The organism is Actinoplanes sp. NPDC023801 (genome assembly GCF_040639655.1).
Classification (GTDB): domain Bacteria; phylum Actinomycetota; class Actinomycetes; order Mycobacteriales; family Micromonosporaceae; genus Actinoplanes.
This window is the reverse complement of sequence record NZ_JBFAAI010000006.1, coordinates 121,968-142,531: the sequence shown is the minus strand read 5'-3', so window position 1 is coordinate 142,531 and position 20,564 is coordinate 121,968. Positions and strand designations below refer to the sequence as shown.

The following is a 20,564-nucleotide window of genomic DNA, read 5'->3' as shown; positions in this document are numbered from 1 at the left end:
GCGATAGTCCAGATGTGCGAGCGAGAAGACCGGTCAGCGACCAGAGCAGCGACGCCGAGTTGCTGCGCGCGATCGCCGCTGGGGAGACCGCGGCGCTGCGCCTGCTGCACCACCGGCATGCCGGCTGGCTGCGCGCCCGGCTGCGCCGGCGCTGCGGCGATCCCGACGTGGTCGACGCGGCGATCCAGGACACGTTCGTCGCGGTCTGGAAAGACTCCCATCGGTACGAGGAGACGACAGCCGACGCGGCGGCCTGGCTCTGGACCATCGCCGTCCGCCGCCTGCTCTCGGCATTGCGGGGACCGGCGCACCGCTGGCTGAGCGGCCCCGCCGACGACCTTCCGGACGTCACCACCACCCCGTCCGCCGAGGAGCTGGTGCTGCTCGGCGTGGAGCACGGTGCCCTGGGCCCGGCACTGGACCGGCTCTCCCCCGAACTGCGCCGGCTGATCGAGGCGACCGCCCTCGACGGCCTCTCGGTGCGCGAGGCCGCGAAGTTGCTCGGCATTCCCGAGGGCACCGCGAAAACCCGGCTGATGCGGGCCCGGACCAGGCTGAGGGAGCTGCTCACATGACCACCGACTGGCACGTCGACCCGGGCCTGCTCGAACAATACGAGAACGGCACCCTCGTGCCGAGCCGCGTCATGGCGGTCGAGGCACACATGCTGAGCTGCGCCGACTGCCGTGGCCAGGTGCCGGCCGACCCCGCCTGGCTGGACGGCAACTGGTCGGCGGTCTTCGACGAGATCCACGCCCCGCGCGTCAGCCCGATCGCACGGCTGCTCACCCGTGCCGGGCTGCCCGGACACCGTCTGCGGCTGCTCACCGCCACGCCGGCGCTGCGCTGGTCGTGGCTGCTCGCCACGTCCGCGGTGCTGGCGCTCGCGGTCGTGGCGGCCTGGCTCGGACGCGACGGCTCGCACCTGATCGGCCAGACCTTCCTGGTGCTGGCGCCGATCCTGCCGGTGACCGCCGTCTCGGGTGCTTACGGCCCGCCCGCCGACCCGATGCACGAGATCACCGGGACCACACCGGCCGCCGGGCCGGCCCTGGTGCTGTGGCGTGCCGTGTCGGTGATCGGCGTCGCCGTCGTGATGGCGGGAATCGCCGCCGTGCTGCTGCCCGGCCCCGGGTGGTACGCGGTGGCCTGGCTCCTGCCGGCGCTGCTGCTCTGCACCGGAACGCTCGCGCTGGCCACCAGCCTGACCCTGCCGTTCGCGGCCGGTGCTCTCGGCACGCTCTGGCTCACCGCTGTCCTGATCGTCGCCGGCACCACCGGGGACCTGTTCGTGCCGTCCGTCTTCGGGCCGGACGCCCAACTCGCCTATCTGCTGGCCGCGGCAGTGTCCGTGGCCGTCCTGATCCAGCGGCGCCGCCGCTTCGACCTCGGGGAGAGCCGATGACCACCGTGACCCTTCAGGGCCTCGGCAAACGCTATGGCCGAACCACCGCGCTCGACTCCGTCGATCTGTCGATCGGGGTGGGTGTGACCGGCCTGCTCGGGCCGAACGGAGCCGGCAAGACCACGTTGCTGCGCTGCCTGGCCACCGCGCTCGGCCCGGACACCGGGACGATCCGGGTCCACGGCCTCGACCCGGCGGTGGCGGCGCAGCGTACCGAGGTGCGGCGCCGGATCGGCTACCTGCCGCAGAATCCCGGCCTCTATCCGAACTTCACGGCGTACGCCCTGCTCGACTACGTGGCCGTCCTGAAGGAGATCACCGACAGGCGGCAACGGCGTGCCGAGGTGCGGCGGGTGCTCGACGAGGTCGAACTCACCGACCGTGCCAGGACCAAGGTGCGCAAGCTCTCCGGTGGCATGCGGCAGCGGCTCGGCCTGGCGCAGGCGCTGCTCGGTGACCCGGAGCTGGTGATCCTGGACGAGCCGACGGTCGGGCTCGACCCGGAGCAGCGAATGCTGTTCCGGGCACTGATCTCGCGGCTCGGTGAACGGCGTACGGTCCTGCTCTCCACCCACCAGACCGAGGACGTCGGCGCCCTCTGCGAACGGGTCGTGGTGATGAGCGGCGGCCGGGTCGTCTTCGAGGGCGGCCCGCGCGACCTGGCCCAGGTCGCCGAGGGGCAGGTGTGGCTCTCCGAGACGCCGCCGCAGGGCAACGCGGCGTACTGGCGCAACGCGGACGGGCTCTACCGGACGCTGGGCCGGCAGCCGGACGGGGCGGAGGCCGCGCGGCCGTCCATCGAGGACGGATATCTGCTGCTGCTCGGCAACGTCGCGGTCACCGAGGCGATCCGATGACGGTGACGGCGGAACGCATCGAGCGCCCGGCCCCGACTGCGCGGACGGCGACGATCGCGCTGGCCCGAGCGGAGGCCCGGCGGATGTGGCGCAGCCCGCTGCTCTGGATCGGCACCCTGTTGACCGTCGCGCTCGGCGTCGCCTGGATGTGGACGCGGATGCCGTCCTGGGAGACCTTCCACGAGAACGCCGGCGTGGCCTCGATGCTGCTCGCGGCCTGGCTGCTGATGGCCGGGCACCTCGCCGCCGGCCGTGATCGTCGTGCCGGCGCCGAGGAGAGCACCCGTACCCTTCCGGCCGGCCCCGGCAGGCGTGGCCTCGCCCTCCTGGTGACGGTGCCCATCGCGGCCGTCGCCGGCGCGGTGGCCTGTCTCGCTGAGTTGTTGCTTCTGCTTCCCACCTGGCCGGTCGGGCCGTACGACCCGTGGGTCGCCCTCACCTTGATCGTCATCCCGGCCATCGGCGCCGGAATCGGTGTGCTGATCGGCCGGGCTCTGCCCGGTGTCGCGGCCGGTCCACTCGCCGTGGTCGTCCTGGTCGCCGTCATGTTCATGTTCATCTTCGTGCCGAACGATCCACAAAGCGTCATGACCCACCTCTGGCCGGTGGTGCATGTCAACTGGAACTTCGGACTGCCCCGTCCCACCGGGTGGCACCTGCTGTACCTCGTCGGCGTACTGGTCGCGGTCATCGCGGCCAACTGCCGTCCGGCCGCGCCGAGAAGCGCGATCACGGTCACCGTGCTGGCGATCCTGCTCGCCGGATTCGCGGTCCAGCGGGAGGCCGCCGAGACTCCGGACGCGATCCACACGGAGGAGGTCATGAAGTACGTCGCCCCCGAGACCCTGGACTGCCGGACACACGAGGAGGTTCGTTACTGCGCCCTCGACGGATATGGGGCGTGGATCCCGTACTGGCGTGAGGCAGCCGAACCGGTGGCCGACCTGCTGCCGGCCGGGGCGCAGCGGCCGTCGATCCGGCAGATCAGCACCTCCGACAACCTGGTGCCGATGCAGGCGGGACATCCGGAACTGCGGGTCGGTGACACCTGGGGGCGGGTCGGCAGCTGGGCGGAGGACTCCCGGGTGCGGTTGACGCGCGACTACGCGGCGACCGCCGTGGGGCTGCTCCGGCGGGACGACCCGGAGAACTGGCGCAGTTGCGACGGATCGGGCCAGCACCGGACCGTGGTCGCCCTGTGGCTGCTGGAACAGGCCGCGCCGGGCAAGGGGCTGACCGTGCCCCGGATCCGCTACGGCGATGCCGAGCGTCAGGCCGCGGAGGTCCTGCTGGCCAAGCCCCGTGCGGAGGTGCAGAGCCATCTCGCCGCGCACTGGTCCGGGGTACTCGACCCGGCGGCCACCCCGCTGGCCGCTCTCGGCGTGACGATCACCCCGCCGCCGATCCCGTCCGAGCCGGCGCCTCCGATGGAGGGGTCGACGACGTCGGACGACCGCGGGGTCTGCCGGTGACCCGGTTGCTCGCGTCGCACCTGGTCCGGACGATGCCGGGCTGGACCTTCCTGATGGCGGTGCTGCTCGCCGTGGCTCTGCAGTTCCCGGCCCTGCAGTCGGAGCCGCGGGTCACCATGGTCCTGGCCGGTCTGCGGCTCGCGGCCGCGGTACTCGGCGCGGCCGTCGGCTTCGCCCTGCCGGATCTGATGGCGTCCACACTGGTCACACCGGTGGCGCGATGGCGCCGGCAGTGGCTGCGGATCGCCATACCGCTGATGCCCGCGGTCATCATCTGGGCCGGGCTGTACATGACCGTCCGGCAGATCGCCGGACCGGCGGTGACCTGGCCGCACGGGTTCGTGATCCTCCAGGCCGCGGTGTGTGGCCTGCTGCCGGTGGCGGCCGTGGCGGTGGCGGCCCGTCATCGGGACGATGCCCTGGGCGGCCTGGCCGGTCCGCTGGCACAGTGCGTCGCGCTGGTCGGCACCCTGTTCTTCATCGGGCGCGGCTCCCCCTGGCCGCCGCCGGCCACCACCGACTGGACCACCGCGCAACGCTCCTGGCCGGTCGCGTTGGTGCTGGTCGTGATCGTTCTGCTGGCCGCCAACCGGGAGACCGTGCGCGCCGGCCGCGCCTGACGGTGGATCTCTGACCGCGACGGTGAGGCGACGGGGGCCGTCGCGGTCAGCGAAACTCGATGATCCACAAAGCGATATCGGTCTGATTTTGTCGGTGCCACCCGGTACCGTGCCGCCCGTGAGCAACACGTTCCAGGTCGACCTGCGGGGCATTGTCGACCTGCTCAGCCACCACCTCTACGCGAGCCCCCGCGTCTACGTCCGCGAGCTGCTGCAGAACGCCGTCGACGCGATCACCGCGCTCGGCCCCGCGCACTCCGGCGTGGTGTCGGTCGTCTCGAGCACCGGCACCGGTGACGGCACGCTGCGGATCGACGACAACGGCATCGGCCTGACCGAGGCGCAGGTGCACGAACTGCTCGCCACCATCGGCCGCAGCTCCAAACGTGACGAGCTGGGGTTCGCCCGCCACGAGTTCCTCGGCCAGTTCGGCATCGGCCTGCTGTCCTGCTTCCTCGTCGCTGACGAGATCCGGGTGCACACCAGGCGGGACGGCGCCAGTCCGGTTCTCTGGACCGGGTTCTCCGACGGCCGCTACACCGTCGGTCCCGGCGCTGAGCGTGAGCCCGGCACCACGGTCACCCTGATGCCGCGCCGCGGTGCCGAGGAGTTCCTGACCGGCGAGACGGTGACCGATCTGGCCCGCACCTATGGCTCCCTGCTGCCGGTCACGGTGACCGTCGACGGCCGGCGGATCACCGCCGGCACGCTGCCGTGGGAGCTGCCGACCGAGTCCCGCCTGGCATACGCGGAACGCACCCTCGGCTTCCACCCGTTCGACGTGATCGAGCTGAACGTGCCCGCCGCCGGCCTGACCGGCGCCGCGTTCGTGCTGCCCACCCCGGTCAATCCCGCCAGCCGTGGCGGTCACCGGGTCTACCTCAAGCGCATGCTGCTCTCCGAGAGCATCGAGGGCCTGCTGCCGGACTGGGCGTTCTTCGCCCGCTGCGTCGTCGACAGCACCGAGCTGCGTCCGACCGCGAGCCGCGAGGCCCTCTACGACGACGGCATGCTCACCGAGACCCGGGAGGCCATCGCCGACCAGCTGCGTGGCTGGCTGATGCGGTTGTCGACGACCGACCCGCGTCGCCTCGGTGAGTTCCTGAGTATCCACCATCTCGGCGTGAAGGCACTGGCCCTCCACGACGACGAGATGCTTCGCCTGGTCGAGCAGTGGTACCCGATGCAGACGAACATGGGTGAGGTCACCCTCGCCGAGTTCCGGTCCCGGCACGGCGTCCTGCGTTATGCCGCGACCGCCGACGAGTTCCGGCAGCTCGCCGGGGTCGCGGCGGCTCAGGACATGGGTCTGATCAACGGCGGTTACGTCTACGACGCCGAGCTGATCCAGCGGCTGGCCTCGATCGACGGCGAGGTCCGGGCGGAACGGCTCGACCCGACGGACCTGACCACCCGGTTCACCACTGTGGACGCCGAGGCCGAGCTGCAGATGCGCCCGTTCCTGGCGGCCGCCCAGCGCCGGCTGGACCGTCTCGGGTGCGAGGTCGTGGTGCGGGCCTTCGACCCGGTCACCCTGCCGGCGCTCTATCTGGTCAGCCGGGCGGCGGCGTTCAACGACGAGTTCACCGCGAGCCGCGACAAGGCCGACGACCTGTGGGGCGGAGTGCTCGACGCGCTGTCCCGGACGGTTCCGACGGACCGGCCGCAGCTGGTGCTCAACCACCGTAATCCGCTGATCCGCCGGGTGGCCGCGCTCGGTGACGCCGAGCTGGCCGGTCTCGCCGTGGAATCGCTCTACGGGCAGGCGCTTCTGCTCGGCCACCATCCGATCCGCCCGTCCGACGCGGCGCTGCTCACCACGTCGTTCCTGGGTCTGCTCGACCGGGCCGTGCCCGAGGAAGGATCCCGATGAAGACCGCACAGGATCTCTGGCAGCTGCTCGGTGAGGCCCGGCAGATGCCCTACGGCGCTGCCCAGATCGCCCTGGTCGACGAGCTTCTCCGGCATGTGGACACGGCCGACGATCCGGCCCTGAGGTTCTATGCCCGCCTGTTCGCCACCACCGCCTACATCTACGGCGGCGAACCGGTCCGGGCCTTCCCGTCCTTCTCCTGGTGCGTGGCCGATTTCGATCGGAACCCGAGCCCGTACCACGAAGGCGGGACGCACAACCTGCTGTGGCTGTTCAAGAACATGGTCCACTCGATGACCAGGTTCCCCGAGCTGCCCCTGGAACGCACCTATGCGGTTCTCGACGACATGGAACGGCGGTACAGGGAGAGCGGCCACGGCCTGCAGCCGGTCTACAAGCACCGCTACCTGGTCGCCTCGCACATCGGGCGGACCGAGGAAGCCGAGGAGTGGTTCCGGAAATGGCAGGCCGCGCCGCGCAACCGGCTCTCCGACTGCGCCGGATGTGACCCCACCACGCTTGTCAGCCACCTCGTCGCCGACGGCCGTTTCGAGGAGGCGGCCGAGCTGGCCGCGCCGGTTCTCGCCGGTGACCTGTCGTGCTCCGAGCAGCCGCAGAGCATTCTGAGCGAGCTGATGGTGGTCTACCTGCGGACCGGCCGGCTGTCCGAGGCGGCCGACGCCCATCGCCGGTCCTATCTGGTCGAGCGCAACAACCTGGCCGACCTGTGGGGCATTGGCGACCACATCGGCTTCTGCGCCCGTACCGGCAACGAGCACCGCGGTCTGGAGATCCTGCAGCGGCACATCGACTGGCTGGATCGCGCGCCCTCGCCGGCGGCCGCGATGAACTTCGCCGCGAGCGCGGTGCAGCTGCTTCGCCGGCTCACCGCGATCGGGCACGGTGACACCCCGGTGCGCCGGGCCGACCGGGCCGACGCGACGGCAGCTGACCTGGCCGGGGAACTCGAGACGTTCGCGCTGGACCTGGCGGCCCGGTTCGACGCCCGCAACGGCACCGGCCATCAGAGCGACGTGATCAGGTCCGTGATGTCCGCCGAGCCGTACGGCGTACATGTCCCGCTCTCCCCGACGGCGCGCCGGGCCGTGGCGCCGGAACCGGAGCCGGTGCCGGCACCCCGGGCCGAGCCGCTGCCGGAGATCGGCGACACGGCGACGGCGGCCGAACTGATCGAGCTGGCCGAGCAGCACTTCCGCGGCGACCGGACGGACGCGCTGCGTGCGATCCTGACCGCCTACGACGCCAGATTCGCCGAGCCCGGCGATCCGGCGCTCGCGGCCCGGCTCTGGGCGATGCGTGGCTTCGTCCTGCCGGACGAGGCGACCGCGGAGACGGCGACGGCATGGGAGCGGGCAACCGAGCTGTTCTCCTCAGCCGGCGACACGGCCCGGGCCAGCGCGATGCGGGCCCGGCTGGCGTTGTACCTGGCCCAGAACGACGGGCTGACGGCTGAGGTGCTCGCCACGGTCGAGGCCGACGTGACGGTGCAGCAGGAGCAGGGCGACCCGGAGAGCCGGGCGGCGGCTCTGTTCCGGCTGTCACAGGCGTACCGGATGACGGACCGTCTCGAGGAGGCGAACGACACGGCCGATCGCTCCGACCGGGCCGCGGCGGAGGCCGGCGAACCCCGGCTCGTGGCCTATCACGCGATGGCGCGGGCACAGCTGCGGGCGATGGCGGGTCGCCGGGACGAGGCGCTGACCGCGGCCCGGGCGGCGCTGGCGTTCTATGCCGACCACGGGCCGGACCAGGAGCACGCCGAGGCGGCGATGGTCTTCGGTCAGATCACCGACGATCCGGCGGAGATCGTTGCCGCGCTCGGGGTGCCGCTGGCGTTCGGCCTGGTCGGTGCGGCGTTGCCGGCCCGGATCCGGCGGGGCCGGGCACTGCTGCACCTGGGCCGTGCCGAGGAGGCCATCGCCGACTTCGTCGAGGCGGTCGCGTTCTGTGCGGAATCCGGCGCCGAGGAGCACGGTCTGTTCGCCCGGCAGGAGCTGGCGCAGGCCTATCACCAGGCGGACCGCCCGGCCGAGGCGGCCGAGGTGGCCGAGGAGGCACTGCTCGGTTTCGAGCGCCGGGGTCTCGAGGAGCCGGCCGGCAACACCCGCTTCCTACTCGCCGCCGTCTACCGCGACCTGGGTGACACCGACCGGGCGCTGATGATCTACCGGGACCTGGTCGAGAGGTTGGCTGACAATCCGGCCGGTCGTGGCCAGGTCGCCGAGCTGGCCGGTGAGCTGCTCTACGACCTGGACCGGGACAGCGAGGCCGCGCTGACGTTCCGGGCGGCTGCTGAGGCGTTGCGCGAGGCCGGTGACCCGGCGGCCGAGCTGCGCGTGCTGCGCCGGCGCCTGATGGCACTGAACTACGCGGACGAGGTGCCCGAGGCCGAGGAGGTCATCGAGCTGGCCGCCCGCCGGTATTCGGAACTGCCTGCCGAACTTGCCGCCGAACCGCCGGTGATCTGGGACCGGGCGGTCTTCGCCTTCGAGATCGGCAACCTGCTGATGCGCCGCGGACGCTATGCCGAGGCCGTGCCGCACCTGTCCGGAGCGCCCGAGAGTCTGCGCGGGATCGGAGCCACCGACGATGCCGATCGGGTGGAGGGCATGCTGGCCGAAGCGCTGTTCCGGTCCGGCTCCGCGGTGGAGGCGGAGCGGGTCCTGAGCGCGCTGCTGAAGCGGATGCGGCCGGATGCGCCGACCCGGGATCTGGCCACCGGGCTGTATGACGAGGTCCACAAGGCGATGACCGGGCTGAACGACCGTTAAGTGAGGTCTTGACATCGGGTTACAGTTGCCAGGTGACGACGGTAGATCAGCGGCACCGGACCACCCCGCCGGCGCCGAGGCGGCGGTCGCGCCGCGACGAGATTCTGGAGATCGCGGTGGGCCTGTTCGCCTCCCGCGGCTACCACGGTGTGTCGATGGACGACATCGGCTCGGCTGCCGGCGTCACCGGCCCAGCCCTCTATCACCACTTCGCGGGCAAGGAAGCGATGCTGGTCGCCGCGCTGATCCCGGTCAGCGAGGGCCTGCTGGAGGGCGGCAAGGAACGGGTCGCCAGGCATCCGGAGGACGCGCAGGCGGCGCTGGCCGACCTGATCGACTTCCATGTCGACTTCGCGCTGGCCAATCCCGCGGTCATCGCCCTGCACCTGCATGAGCTGGACCGGCTGCCGGAGGATCCGCGCCGGCAGATCCGGCGCCTGCAGCGGCTCTATGTCGAGGAGTGGGTGAGCGTGCTGTCCCGGCTGCGCCCGGAGCTGCCCGCGCCGGAGGCCCGGGTGCTCGCGCACGCGGCGTTCGGTCTGATGAACTCGACGCCGTTCCTGGGCGGTGAGGTCGACCGGGTGCGGCGTGCCGCCCTGTTGCGGGACGCCACGATCCACGCTTTGATCGGCCACTGATCGATCCGGGTGCGTTTTATCGGGCCGGAATGCCTGGTGAGCCGGGAGTTGCTGTCGAGCTTTCTTCGTGCTCTTTCCTGCGATCATTTTTCTGATTTGTGCGCGTGACTTTCCGCTTGCTCGCGTCGTTACCAATACCGAGTGACCAATACCCCCCTGTTCCGGATGTTCGTAGTGAACAGGTCTGATCGGTCACCGTATCGACGACGAGGGGCAGATCATGACGGATCGGGAGGCCGCGGCGACGAGCCGATCGGCACGCCGGTCCTCGGCGATCACCCACGGCGGCTCCCCGCTCATGCCGTCCCACAGCCAGGGGGCGGAGCGGCGGGCGGAGCGCCGTACGCAACATGTCGCGACGGTGGCCCGATGCGCACCCGCGGTCGGTGAACTCCTGCAAGCGGCCGCCCAGCCGCCGGAGTCCGCCGGCGCGCTGCAGCGCACGTCGGCCGCACCCCCGCGCACCAGCGGGGCAACGGTGGGCGACCGAGCGCTGCCCGCGCCGTCGGCGGCCGCGACACGAACCATGACCGAGCCGCCGGCGGGTACTCCGCCGGAGGCTCCGGCACGGGTGCCGGGCTCACCGGCAGGCCCCGGCCGCCCGGCCGGCGCCGGCGAGCCGCCACCGGGACATCCTCGGCGATGACGGGACCGATCCGGCCGTCTCGCCTGACACCAGTGGCATCGCCACACCTCGCCGACGCTTTGTAGCGCGTCCGGGCCGCGCGATTCCCCAACCGCTTGCGAACAGGCGGCGAATCGTACGAAGGCTCGAAGGCTTCACTTCCCGCAGCTCGAAGCGTCACCTCGTGGGCGCACGTCGACAAGCGGAGCCAGGGCTGGAGAATCCGCGCCATGGCACCGCTGCGCCCGAAAACGGGAACCAACTGAATACGCGGATTTCATTGTTGACCATTTGTGAAAGGCATCCCTTTTCTAATGAAGAAGACTTGGGTTCGTAAGACTCTGAGTGTCGGCGTCCTCGCCGCCGGCGCTCTGCTGCTCGCGCCGGCCGCCATGGCGCAGGCCGACGTCGACCAGGCCACGTTCGGCAACTTCGGCACCCTGAACGGCACCCAGGTGGCCATCCCCGTCACCGTGCCGGTGAACCTGGTCGGCAACTCGGCCGGTGTCCTGGGCCAGGCGCAGAGCTTCGGTGTCGGCGCCAACCAGGTCGAGAGCGGCCGCAAGGGCGCCGGGACCCGTCAGGCCTCGTTCCAGAACAAGGGCACTCTGAACGGCACCCAGGTCGCGGTTCCGGTCACCGTTCCGGTGAACGTGTCCGGCAACGCGGCCGCGGTCGGCGGCAAGGCGAGCGCCACCGGCGTCTCCGCCAACCGGGTCGAGAGCACCAAGGTGACCGAGAACGGCTGGGGCGGCGTCGGCGGCTTCGGTGGCAGCGGCACCGACCAGGTCAGCTTCGGCAACTACGGCACGCTCAACGGCACTCAGGTGGCTGTGCCGGTCACCATCCCGGTCAACGCGTGCGGCAACTCGCTTGCCCTGGTCGGCGGTGCCAGCTCCTTCGGCGCCTGCGCCAACCAGGTGGGCCCGAACTTCGCCCGCAAGGCCCCGCACCTGGCCGAGAGCAAGGGCAAGAAGGCCGCCAAGCGGACCGAGAGCGGTTCGTGGGTGTGGCCGGCCGCTGCGGCCAACCAGGCCAGCTGGGGTAACCACGGCACCCTGAACGGCAGCCAGTTCGCGGCGCCGATCACCGTTCCGGTCAACGCGTGCGGCAACTCGCTCGGTGTGCTCGGCTACGCCAGCGCGTTCGGTGCCTGCGCGAACCAGGTCGGCGGCGGCATGGCGTACCAGAAGCCGGTGCAGTGGGTGAAGCCGCTCATCCCGGTCCAGCCGGTCTACCCGGGCTACCCGCTCGGTGACGACTGCGACGACTGGAAGGGCCACCACGGCGACGTCAAGGACGACTGCGGCGACAAGGACGGCGACGTCCGCGGCGACCAGGGCGGCTACAACGACGGTGACGTCAAGGGCGACAAGGGCGGGTACGGCCAGGGCGGCAACCGCGGCAACGACGAGTACCCGGCCGGCGACGCCGACGAGTACCCCGCGGACGAGGTCCCGGCCGACGAGTACCCGGCCGTCGACGACGACAAGGGCTACGTGAGCCCGGACAAGTACGGCGACAAGGTCGGTGGCCGCAGCGCCGAGAAGTCCCCGTCGACGGGCTTGACCCGCAACCTCGGCGGCTTCGGCTCCGCCGGCCTCGGTGGTCTGGACCTGCTGAACACGCTGCGCTGACCCGGCGCAGCGGCAGATCGGGTTGCGCCGGTCCCGGGCGCGACTCGCATCGGCTCCCTCTGGCGCCGATGACCGCCGGCACCACTCCACGGTGTCGGTAGCAGTGAAAACGGGCGGGAGTCCCCAGTGCCTGGGGGCTCCCGTCCGGCATTGCCGCCGTCCACAGCGTGAGATAGCCTAACGTTCGTTAAGGTTTGCGCCGTCGGATGCGGATGCGGGGTTGAGATGGTCGACTTCCGGCTCGACAAAGAGTACGAGGAGTTGCGGGACAGCGTGCGGCAGTTCGCCCGCGAGCAGGTCGCACCGGTCATCGCCGAGCACTACGAGAAGAAGACCTTCCCGTACGAAGTCATTCGCCAGATGGGCAGTATGGGCCTTTTCGGGCTGCCCTTCCCCGAGGAGCACGGCGGGATGGGCGGCGACTACTTCGCGCTCTGCCTGGCTCTGGAGGAACTGGCCAGGGTGGACAGTTCGGTCGCGATCACGCTGGAGGCGGCGGTCTCCCTCGGCGCCATGCCGATCTACCGGTTCGGCAGCGACGAGCAGCGCAAGCAGTGGCTGCCGCGGCTGACCAGCGGTGAGGCGCTCGCCGGGTTCGGTCTCACCGAGCCGGGCGCGGGTTCGGACGCGTCCGGGACGCTGACCCGGGCGGTGCTCGACGAGAGCACGAACGAATGGGTCATCAACGGGACGAAGGCGTTCATCACGAACTCCGGCACCGACATCACCTGCCTGGTCAACGTCATGGCGGTGACCGGTACGAACCCGGACGGCAGCAAGGAGCTGTCGACCATCATCGTGCCCTCCGGGACGCCCGGGTTCACCGTGGCGCCCGGGTACTCCAAGGTCGGCTGGTGCGCCTCGGACACCCACGAGTTGTTCTTCGACGACGTGCGGGTGCCGGCTGCCAACCTGCTCGGCGAACGCGGCCGCGGGTACGCCCAGTTCCTGCGCATCCTCGACGAGGGCCGGATCGCGATCGCGGCCCTCTCGGTCGGCCTGGCTCAGGGTTGTGTGGACGAGTCGGTGACCTACGCGAAGAACCGCAACGCCTTCGGGCACCCGATCAGCGACTACCAGGCGGTCAAGTTCCTCATCGCCGACATGGACCTGCGTGCGCACACGGCCCGGCTCGGCTACTACGACGCCGCCTCGCGGATGCTGGCCGGCGAGGACTTCAAGCGGTACGCGGCGATCGCCAAGCTGAACGCCAGCAACGCGGCCATGGAGAACAGCCGCTGGGCCACCCAGGTGCACGGCGGCTACGGCTTCATGAACGAGTCGGCGGTGGGCCGGTTCTACCGGGACGCCAAGATCCTCGAGGTGGGCGAGGGCACGTCCGAGGTGCAGCGCATGCTCATCGCCCGGGGCCTCGGGCTGTAACCGGCGAAGATCGTCAGGCGGGCAGTGCGGTTTCCGCACTGCCCGCCGTTGCGCATGGGTTGACCGCGTCGCGGATGGTGCGCAGCGAGTCGAGCAGCTCGGCCAGTTTCTGCTCGGGCAGCAGGCCCACGTACCACCGCTGGACCAGCTCGAGGTGGCCCGGCAGGACGTCGGAGAGCCGCTGCATGCCGGAGTCGGTGATCACCGCGTAGGAGCTGCGGCGGTCGCTGGGACACGCCTCGCGGCGGACGAGGCCACTGCGTTCCATCCGGTCGACGACGCGGGTGACGCCGCTGGTCGAGAGTGTGGTCTGGCCGGCCAGGTCGGTCATCCGCAGGTGGTGGCCGGGGGACCGGGCGAGCCGCATCAGCACCTCGAACTCCACCTGTGACAGGCGATGCTCCTCGAACTGCGCGGAGAGCCGGTTCATCAATCCCGTGTACGCCTCGGCGAGCAGTCCGACTGCGGTGAGGCGTGGGTCGTCCAGGTCCTTGTTCACGTGTCCAACTCTAGCAGGCACTTGACAGGAGGAATATTGTCGAGCATATAGTTGCTCCGTCAGACAAGCATCCCGCAAAGCTTCGAGAGAAGGCAGTGTCATGACCGTCAGCACCCGTCAGTTCGAAGGCCTCCAGATCCCCGCCGCCGGCACCTACGAGCTGGACGCGGCGCACAAGCGAGTCGGCTTCGTGGTCAAGCACCTCATGGTCAGCAAGGTCCGCGGCCAGTTCGCCGAGGCCACCGCCACCATCGTCGTCGGCGACAACCCGCTCGACTCCTCGGTCACCGCGTCGATCAAGACCGCCAGCGTCGAGACCGGACAGGCCGACCGGGACAACCACCTGCGCACCGGTGACTTCTTCGAGGTCGAGAAGTACCCGACCATGGAGTTCCGCAGCACGGGCGTCAAGTCGCACGCCGGTGCCGAGTTCGTGCTCGACGGTGAGCTCACCATCAAGGACGTGACCCGGCCGGTCGAGCTGGTCGTCGAGTTCGAGGGCGCCACTACCAGCCCGTACGGGCAGCATGTCTTCGGTTTCAGCGCGTACACCGAGATCGACCGCGACGACTGGGGCCTGTCCTGGAACGTCGCCCTCGAGACCGGCGGCTTCATGGTCAGCAAAAAGGTCAAGATCGAGATCGAGGGCGAGGCCGTCCTGCAGCAGCCGGCCGCCTGACGATCCACACTCGACAGCGCCGCCCGGGTTGCGGGCGGCGCTTTTCGAATCTCTGGCGGTCCTCTTCCCGAGATGGCAGGGTGAACCGAGCGCATGCGTTCGGTCACAGAGCGGTGATCGACGTCGGTTTCGTCCTCAGCCGTCCCCGGGAGGGCACATGGGCAAGGATCTGGTGACCGCCGTTTTCTCGCCGCACGATCGGGTGCTCTTCCGCCGGAGAGTTCGTGACTGTCTCGGCGCGCTGGCCGGGATGATGAAGTCCGAGCCGTTCGAGGCGGACGGCCCGACCGTCGGCCTGGAGATCGAGATCAACCTGGTCGACGCGGACGCCGGCCCGGCCATGCGCAACGCCGAGATCCTGGCGGACCTGGACGACCCACGATTCCAGCCCGAACTCGGCCGCTTCAATATCGAACTCAACGTGCCACCCCGGCGTCTGTCCGGCGACGGGCTGGCCGAGTTCGAGAAGGACATCCTGGACGCTCTGCGTGGTGCCTCCGAGTGTGCCCGCAAGGACGAGTGCCACCTGCTTCTGATCGGCATGCTGCCGACCCTCGCGCCCGGCCACCTGGTGCTCGCCAACCTCTCCGACAACGAACGCTTCCGGGCACTGGACGCCGAGATCGCCGGCGCCCGCGGCGACGACTTCCGAATCGAGATCAACGGCGCCGAGAAGCTGGTCAGCACCAGCGACACCATCGCGCCAGAAGCCTCCTGCACCAGCACCCAGTTCCACATCCAGGTCGCGCCGCAGGATTTCGGGCGCTACTGGAACGCCTCACAGGCCATCGCCGGTGTTCAGCTGGCGCTCGGCGCCAACTCGCCGTTCCTCTACGGGCGCCGGCTCTGGGCCGAGACCCGGATCCCGTTCTTCGAGCAGGCCACCGACGCGCGGCCGGAGGAGTTCAGCGCGCAGGGCGTACGTCCGCGGGTCTGGTTCGGCGACCGCTGGATCCACTCGGTCCTCGACCTCTACGAGGAGAATGTCCGATACTTCCCCCCACTGCTGCCGGAGCTCAGCGACGAGGATCCGGCCGCGGTGCTTGCCTCCGGCGGCATTCCGCAGCTGTACGAGCTGCGCCTGCACAACGGCACGGTCTACCGCTGGAACCGGCCCGTCTACGACGTGTCCGGCGGGCGCCCTCACCTGCGGGTGGAGAACCGGGTCCTGCCGTCCGGCCCGACCGTGGCCGACCTGGCCGCGAACGCCGCGTTCTACTTCGGACTCGTGCGGCAGCTCGCCGAGGAGGACCCGCCGGTCTGGTCCTGCCTGGGGTTCGCCACCGCGGAGGCGAACTTCCGCACCGGCGCCCGGGACGGCATCGACGCGCGACTGACCTGGCCGGGCCTGGGTGAGGTGGCGGTCACCACCCTGGTCCGGGACGTACTCCTGCCACGGGCGCGCAGCGGCCTGGACCGGTTCGGCGTGCATCCGGCCCAGCGCGATCGGCTGCTCGGCATCATCGAGGACCGATGCCGGACCGGACGCAACGGCGCCACCTGGCAGACCGAGGCGGTCCGTGCAGCAGAGGCGCGCGGACTGAACCGGCCCGCGGCACTGCGCGAGATGACGCAGCGCTACCTCGAGCACCAGCGCTCCAACGAGCCGGTGCACACCTGGCCGCTCTGAGCACTCGTCCGGGTGAGGTCCGGATGCGCCACGCGCCCGGACCTCGTCCGCTCACTTGCCGGAAGCCGGCCTTTCCGGGTTGATCCGGGCGACTGTCGGGTTCGCCGGGGGCGGCGTGATCGTCTGCCGGGCCGGCTCGCCGTTGCCGTTCTTCCGTTTCGCCGGCGGACGGCCGGACGGCTTCGCGGCCGCGGCGATCTCCGGGTCGGCGACCGGCGGTGTCGCCGGCTTCTCCGGGGCGGTCGCTCGCTGGACCGGTGCGCTTGCCCGGGCGGCTGCCTTCGCCGCCGGCTGCGGCGTCTCGCGTGCCTCGGTCTTCGGCGCGGCCGGCTGCGGTACCGCGGGCAGGGCCGGCTTCTCCGTACGGTCGAGACGGCTGCGCCATCCCTTGCCGATCCCCACAGCCAGCGCGGACCCGCCGATCCCGGCGAGAACGGCATAGGGCGCGATGAGGTACGCCGACTGCAGCGGCCCCATCGCCTGGGTCAACTGTGGAGCGAGAGTGAGGAACGAGAACGCCACGAGCAGCGGCCCGACCGCGCCCGAGATCGCCGTCCCGAGCCCGAACTCGCCCCGCGCCACCGCCGGACCGGCCGCCACCAGCCCGATGGCGAACGCCGCGCCCAGGGTCAGCAGCGCGCTCGGCCAGTAGATGCCGCCGTACTGCACCGGGTTGACCGATTCGGCGAACTGCCAGCTCGTCAGGTAGGTGGCGGAGTCCTCGCGGCCGGACAACTCGGCCACCACGCCGGCGATCGCGAGCGCCCACAGCCAGAGCGCCGTCCCGATGAGGTTGGCCGCCACCGGACCGGACGACACCGCCCAGAACGCGACCACCAGCCCGGCGAGCAGACCGGCCAGGGCGTAGCCGCCCGCCATGACTTGCGGGGAGAGGGTGTCGTCGCGGACCGCCTCGCGGGCCGGCAATGCCACCAGCGCGACCGCGACGAGCGCGCCGAGTGCCGAGGAGAGCGCCAGGACGAACCGCCACAGCGCACGCCACCGGCCCGGGAACTCCGCCCGCAGCCGCCCCGCGATCACCGCGCCGAGGACGGTCGCACTCGCCGTGATCCAGGTCGCCCAGCCGAGACTGCCCAGCCAGACGCTGTCCGCCTCGGCGGCGGTCACTGGCCAGGTGATGACGCCAAGTCCATACCCGAGACCCAGTTGGGCGGCGCCGGCGCCGGCCGCGATCCCGGCCGCCGTGGCGGCTTGTGAAGTCCAGCCCTTTTCGGCCATGTCGCGCACTGTACTGCTCGCCGCCGATGTCTGGGAAATGCTCTCGTACGTCGCTTTCTCCTGGTGGAAACCACACCCGTCCCGCAAGATTCGATACCTTGACGCTGCGGCGAGTACGGATGTGCGGAGCGGAAGGAACGCGGTGATGCCTGAGGAACGCGATTCCGAACCCGTGGACGAGCGTCCGGAGCCGGACGATGGTGACCGTGACGTGTGGACCGGCCGGGCCGGTGTCCGGCCCGCCGGCGCCGTGCCTCGGAACCCGTACGAGGAGGAGGGCGACTGGGCCGACCCGGGACAGCCCGAACCGTCCGGCCGGTGGTGGGCGCCGATCGCGGTCGGCAGCATCTCGCTGGTCCTTCTCGCCTTGCTCGGATTCGGGGTCGTGGTGGTCTTCCAGAACATGGGCGATGACGCCGGGACGCCGGACGCCACTCCGACGGCAGCACGATTGCCGACCGCGACGGAACCCGGTGTCGCCACACCTGCCCCGACTGTCACCACGACGACGACCGAGCCGGCCGATCAGGAGGTCAACGTGCCGGCACTGCGCGGCATGCCCTTGGCGGACGCGCAGGCGGCACTGACCCGCAGCGGCCTGGGATGGCGGGTGATCAGGCGGGAGAGCGACGCCGAGCCGGACACGGTGATCGACTGCGATCCCGCGGAAGGGCAGCAAGTTCCGTCGGACACCCGCGTCACTCTGATCGTCGCCGCTGGGAGGGCGGGCACGCCGGCGTCGCCGGCGCCCGTGAGTACCACGCCCTCGATCGGCGTTACCGACTAACGGTGAGTGGTACGGACTGTCCGGGCGGGTAGAACACCTGGACGTGTAGCGGGCTGGCGGGCGTTGCGCACCCGGGGATCGGGTGCCTTGCCCACCGGGCGCAAGCCGTTGACCTGCACGAAGATGGATCGGCGTTCGACTGCGTCACCGGTTGAGTTCAGTTCGTAGCCGTCCAGCCAGACCCAGCCCTCATACGTGGGCCAGTCATGGACCCGGATGACCCGGAACAGCATCGGTGATGCGAATTGAACGCTCGCCGCCTTCGTCACATGGATGACATCACCGGACCGAGGTAGAACCACGTCATCTCCTGCCCTGAGACTCGTGTGGAGGATTTGGTGACAAGTGCATCAGTTTGCCGTCTGAGTGCACTTTTGCAAGCCTTCGACTGATATGACCATCGAAGGTGGTTGCAGAACGTCACTACCGCCGAACAACCCCACCCGTGTCAGGGCGAAAGTCCGAAGAGGACTTCCCTAGGCTCGGCGCCCCGTGATGGACGTCGTCTTGGTACTTTTTGCCTGTCTTGCCCACGTCTCTCAAGAACATTAAGTGACGCTGGCCCTACGGAAAGATTGCACCACCAGTCCCGTCGATGCAAGTTGCATGTCACGCTTCCGTGATTCTCCGTGATCATCCACTGTGCTTGAAGGATCATGAGCGGGTCGGGAGACTGGGTAGGTGAATCGACGCCGCAGTCCCACCCTCCGTCGACGCCGCCTCGGTGTGGAACTGCGCAGACATCGTGAGGCGGCCGGCGTGACCATCGACGTGGTGGCTGAGCGGCTTGGCTGCTCGCCGTCCAAGATATCCCGCATCGAGACCGGACATACCAACGCCAGCGCCACTGACGTAAGCGACATGTTGTCGTTTTATGGCGTTAACCCGGACATTGTGGAAACCCTTGTCGAAATTGCGCGAGACGGTCGCCAGCGCGGCTGGTGGCATCCCTACTCGACCGTCCTGAACAGCACTTATGTCGACTTCGAGGCCGGTGCAAGATCAATTAGGACATATGAGCAGCAGGTCATTCCCGGCCTGCTGCAGAGCGAGGACTACGCGGCGGCTCTCATTGGATCCGCCCGATGGGATGACACCGATCAGAGAATCGCGCAACGGGTCCGCGTCCGCATGCAACGCCAGTCGTTGTTGATTCAGGACGATCCAATCGATCTCTGGGTGGTGCTCGATGAAGCGGTGGTGAGTCGGCCGGTCGGTGGCGATGCGGTCATGCGCGGGCAGTTGCGACATCTGCTCGAGTCGGCCCGTCTGCCGAACGTGACTCTCCAGATCCTGCCGTTCGCCGTCGGTGCACACGCCGCGATGGACGGAGCGTTCGCGATCCTCGACTTCCCCACGGACGGAGACCCCGCCCTGGTGTTCGCCGAGAACGCGGCCGGTGGGGTCTTCCTGGAGAAGGACGACGAACTCCGTACGTACCGGGAGGTGTTCGACACCATCCGGGCCGCAGCCCTGGATCCAGAGGCGTCCAGCGACATGATCAAGATGCTGGTAGAGGAGCCATTGTGGAAATCGAGGCGAAGGGCCTCCGAGTCGATCTGAACCAGGCTCAGTGGTTCAAGAGCACGCGAAGCGGCCCCAACTGCGACAACTGTGTCGAGGTCGCGTTCGTCGGTGAGGCGATCGCGGTGCGGGACTCGAAGAACCCGACGGGACCGGCACTGATCTTCACGTCGGCCGAGTGGGACGCGTTCGTCGGTGGTGCCAAGGACGGCGAGTTCGACCTCTGAGAACGTCGGCACGGCCGGCCCGGCGAACTGATCCGCCCGGGCCGGCCGTTGCTATTTGCCCGATTTTGCCGTCGCTGTGTGCGACCCGCCTCGTTGAAATGTCCAAGCGCGGACCGGACCGCGCCGTTGGCCGGGACAACATCACTGGCTGTCGCACACCGCTGTCTCAGCGCGGCTGAGACAGCGGCACGTGACAGCCCGAACGAGGCAAGGCAGACAGATGACGATTGGTTCCGAGAACCTCAGCAACGGTTCGTCGACGGCGCAGGACCGGTTCAGTGGCGGAGTGAGCGCGTACCGGCAGGGCCGGCGGGAGGCGGCACACTCGTCCGACAGCGACGGGGAACTCGTGTCGCGTACCAGCTCAGGGTTGCCGACCCGGTCGCCCGGGCGGTCGCACAGCAGCATCGAGCCGACGAGCCCGCTGGACCGGGCCGCCAGGCTCCCCTCACTCGACCTGCACGGTCTCAGCGACCCGGTCTTCTCGGCGTCCGGCTGGAGCGACTCGTCGAGCCAGTCCATGGCTGACCACCCGCTGCTGCGGGGTCTGCTGCTGGAACTGCCGGCCCGCGGCACACTGCCGCCGTCGGAGTGGCTGGACCGCTGGTTCGAGGCCGCCCGATCCATCCTGGAGCTGCTGTACGTCCAGGAAGCGAAGAAGCAGTAAGGAACATCAG

The 20,564-nt window shown here is 69.9% G+C and carries 20 protein-coding genes; 17 read left to right on the top strand and 3 right to left on the bottom strand.

Features of this window, described 5'->3' with window-relative positions; all coding sequences use genetic code 11:
- The first annotated feature begins 14 nt into the window (after positions 1–14).
- The 11 genes from AB0G04_RS14330 to AB0G04_RS14280 all read left to right on the top strand — a co-directional run bounded on the left by AB0G04_RS14330 (position 15) and on the right by AB0G04_RS14280 (position 13,302).
- Positions 15–575 carry an RNA polymerase sigma factor gene (locus tag AB0G04_RS14330; protein ID WP_360981967.1) on the top strand — a complete coding sequence of 187 codons (561 nt, stop codon included), beginning with the start codon at positions 15–17 and terminating at the stop codon, positions 573–575.
- Entirely contained in the window at positions 572–1,405 is an 834-nt protein-coding gene (locus tag AB0G04_RS14325) for a zf-HC2 domain-containing protein (protein ID WP_360981965.1), read from the top strand. Before AB0G04_RS14330 ends, AB0G04_RS14325 begins: the two co-directional genes overlap by 4 nt.
- The gene (locus AB0G04_RS14320) at positions 1,402–2,262 is read left to right on the top strand and encodes an ABC transporter ATP-binding protein (protein WP_360981963.1); all 861 of its coding nucleotides are present in this window, start codon (positions 1,402–1,404) and stop codon (positions 2,260–2,262) included. The genes AB0G04_RS14325 and AB0G04_RS14320 overlap by 4 nt, the downstream gene beginning before the upstream one ends.
- The gene (locus AB0G04_RS14315) at positions 2,259–3,734 is read left to right on the top strand and encodes a hypothetical protein (RefSeq protein WP_360981961.1); all 1,476 of its coding nucleotides are present in this window, start codon (positions 2,259–2,261) and stop codon (positions 3,732–3,734) included. Before AB0G04_RS14320 ends, AB0G04_RS14315 begins: the two co-directional genes overlap by 4 nt.
- The gene (locus AB0G04_RS14310) at positions 3,731–4,354 is read left to right on the top strand and encodes a hypothetical protein (protein WP_360981959.1); all 624 of its coding nucleotides are present in this window, start codon (positions 3,731–3,733) and stop codon (positions 4,352–4,354) included. The genes AB0G04_RS14315 and AB0G04_RS14310 overlap by 4 nt, the downstream gene beginning before the upstream one ends.
- Positions 4,355–4,472: 118 nt before the next feature.
- On the top strand, positions 4,473–6,227 hold the full coding sequence (locus tag AB0G04_RS14305) for an HSP90 family protein (protein ID WP_360981957.1): 1,755 nt from the start codon (positions 4,473–4,475) through the stop codon (positions 6,225–6,227).
- Complete coding sequence (locus AB0G04_RS14300; protein ID WP_360981955.1) at positions 6,224–9,019, top strand: tetratricopeptide repeat protein; 2,796 nt, start codon at positions 6,224–6,226, stop codon at positions 9,017–9,019. Before AB0G04_RS14305 ends, AB0G04_RS14300 begins: the two co-directional genes overlap by 4 nt.
- A 32-nt stretch (positions 9,020–9,051) precedes the next feature.
- Positions 9,052–9,657: a helix-turn-helix domain-containing protein gene (locus AB0G04_RS14295; protein WP_360981953.1), complete on the top strand. Its 606-nt coding sequence runs from the start codon at positions 9,052–9,054 to the stop codon at positions 9,655–9,657.
- 220 nt (positions 9,658–9,877) lie between these two features.
- Complete coding sequence (locus tag AB0G04_RS14290; RefSeq protein ID WP_360981951.1) at positions 9,878–10,303, top strand: hypothetical protein; 426 nt, start codon at positions 9,878–9,880, stop codon at positions 10,301–10,303.
- A 293-nt stretch (positions 10,304–10,596) separates the two neighbouring features.
- On the top strand, positions 10,597–11,919 hold the full coding sequence (locus tag AB0G04_RS14285; protein WP_360981949.1) for a chaplin family protein: 1,323 nt from the start codon (positions 10,597–10,599) through the stop codon (positions 11,917–11,919).
- 225 nt (positions 11,920–12,144) lie between these two features.
- Positions 12,145–13,302, top strand: a complete 1,158-nt coding sequence (locus tag AB0G04_RS14280; protein WP_360981947.1) for an acyl-CoA dehydrogenase family protein — start codon at positions 12,145–12,147, stop codon at positions 13,300–13,302.
- A 13-nt stretch (positions 13,303–13,315) separates the two neighbouring features.
- Here AB0G04_RS14280 and AB0G04_RS14275 read toward each other — a convergent pair whose 3' ends face one another.
- Entirely contained in the window at positions 13,316–13,801 is a 486-nt protein-coding gene (locus AB0G04_RS14275) for a MarR family transcriptional regulator (RefSeq protein WP_360981945.1), read from the bottom strand.
- 100 nt (positions 13,802–13,901) lie between these two features.
- Between AB0G04_RS14275 and AB0G04_RS14270 the strand changes: the two genes are divergently transcribed.
- Both AB0G04_RS14270 and AB0G04_RS14265 read left to right on the top strand, forming a co-directional pair.
- On the top strand, positions 13,902–14,480 hold the full coding sequence (locus tag AB0G04_RS14270) for a YceI family protein (RefSeq protein WP_360981943.1): 579 nt from the start codon (positions 13,902–13,904) through the stop codon (positions 14,478–14,480).
- A gap of 157 nt (positions 14,481–14,637) precedes the next feature.
- Positions 14,638–16,110 (top strand): glutamate--cysteine ligase, encoded by a 1,473-nt coding sequence (locus AB0G04_RS14265; protein ID WP_360981941.1) that lies wholly within the window; start codon positions 14,638–14,640, stop codon positions 16,108–16,110.
- A 51-nt stretch (positions 16,111–16,161) separates the two neighbouring features.
- Here the strand turns inward: AB0G04_RS14265 and AB0G04_RS14260 are convergent, their stop codons facing one another.
- Positions 16,162–17,349 (bottom strand): Hansenula MRAKII killer toxin-resistant protein 1, encoded by a 1,188-nt coding sequence (locus AB0G04_RS14260; protein WP_360981939.1) that lies wholly within the window; start codon positions 17,347–17,349, stop codon positions 16,162–16,164.
- A 145-nt stretch (positions 17,350–17,494) separates the two neighbouring features.
- Between AB0G04_RS14260 and AB0G04_RS14255 the strand changes: the two genes are divergently transcribed.
- Positions 17,495–18,136, top strand: a complete 642-nt coding sequence (locus AB0G04_RS14255) for a PASTA domain-containing protein (RefSeq protein ID WP_360981937.1) — start codon at positions 17,495–17,497, stop codon at positions 18,134–18,136.
- On the opposite strand, the gene AB0G04_RS14250 is transcribed toward AB0G04_RS14255, so the two are convergent.
- Positions 18,133–18,438, bottom strand: a complete 306-nt coding sequence (locus AB0G04_RS14250) for a hypothetical protein (RefSeq protein ID WP_360981935.1) — start codon at positions 18,436–18,438, stop codon at positions 18,133–18,135. The genes AB0G04_RS14255 and AB0G04_RS14250 overlap by 4 nt on opposite strands.
- Before the next feature lie 379 nt (positions 18,439–18,817).
- Here AB0G04_RS14250 and AB0G04_RS14245 point away from each other — a divergent pair, with 379 nt between their 5' ends.
- The 3 genes from AB0G04_RS14245 to AB0G04_RS14235 all read left to right on the top strand — a co-directional run bounded on the left by AB0G04_RS14245 (position 18,818) and on the right by AB0G04_RS14235 (position 20,554).
- The gene (locus tag AB0G04_RS14245; RefSeq protein WP_360981933.1) at positions 18,818–19,699 is read left to right on the top strand and encodes a helix-turn-helix transcriptional regulator; all 882 of its coding nucleotides are present in this window, start codon (positions 18,818–18,820) and stop codon (positions 19,697–19,699) included.
- Complete coding sequence (locus AB0G04_RS14240; protein WP_360981931.1) at positions 19,663–19,887, top strand: DUF397 domain-containing protein; 225 nt, start codon at positions 19,663–19,665, stop codon at positions 19,885–19,887. The genes AB0G04_RS14245 and AB0G04_RS14240 overlap by 37 nt, the downstream gene beginning before the upstream one ends.
- Positions 19,888–20,107: 220 nt before the next feature.
- Complete coding sequence (locus tag AB0G04_RS14235; protein WP_360981929.1) at positions 20,108–20,554, top strand: hypothetical protein; 447 nt, start codon at positions 20,108–20,110, stop codon at positions 20,552–20,554.
- Positions 20,555–20,564 lie beyond the last annotated feature (10 nt).

Excerpts from the sequence above, each read along its gene's own strand:
- AB0G04_RS14255 (WP_360981937.1), top strand. The coding sequence starts at position 17,495 with ATGCCTGAGGAACGCGATTCCGAACCCGTGGACGAGCGTCCGGAGCCG.
- AB0G04_RS14270 (WP_360981943.1), top strand. The coding sequence starts at position 13,902 with ATGACCGTCAGCACCCGTCAGTTCGAAGGCCTCCAGATCCCCGCCGCC.
- AB0G04_RS14265 (WP_360981941.1), top strand. The coding sequence starts at position 14,638 with ATGGGCAAGGATCTGGTGACCGCCGTTTTCTCGCCGCACGATCGGGTG.
- AB0G04_RS14300 (WP_360981955.1), top strand. The coding sequence starts at position 6,224 with ATGAAGACCGCACAGGATCTCTGGCAGCTGCTCGGTGAGGCCCGGCAG.
- AB0G04_RS14315 (WP_360981961.1), top strand. The coding sequence starts at position 2,259 with ATGACGGTGACGGCGGAACGCATCGAGCGCCCGGCCCCGACTGCGCGG.
- AB0G04_RS14235 (WP_360981929.1), top strand. The coding sequence starts at position 20,108 with ATGACGATTGGTTCCGAGAACCTCAGCAACGGTTCGTCGACGGCGCAG.
- AB0G04_RS14285 (WP_360981949.1), top strand. The coding sequence starts at position 10,597 with ATGAAGAAGACTTGGGTTCGTAAGACTCTGAGTGTCGGCGTCCTCGCC.
- AB0G04_RS14325 (WP_360981965.1), top strand. The coding sequence starts at position 572 with ATGACCACCGACTGGCACGTCGACCCGGGCCTGCTCGAACAATACGAG.
- AB0G04_RS14290 (WP_360981951.1), top strand. The coding sequence starts at position 9,878 with ATGACGGATCGGGAGGCCGCGGCGACGAGCCGATCGGCACGCCGGTCC.
- AB0G04_RS14320 (WP_360981963.1), top strand. The coding sequence starts at position 1,402 with ATGACCACCGTGACCCTTCAGGGCCTCGGCAAACGCTATGGCCGAACC.
- AB0G04_RS14260 (WP_360981939.1), bottom strand. The coding sequence starts at position 17,349 with ATGGCCGAAAAGGGCTGGACTTCACAAGCCGCCACGGCGGCCGGGATC.
- AB0G04_RS14280 (WP_360981947.1), top strand. The coding sequence starts at position 12,145 with ATGGTCGACTTCCGGCTCGACAAAGAGTACGAGGAGTTGCGGGACAGC.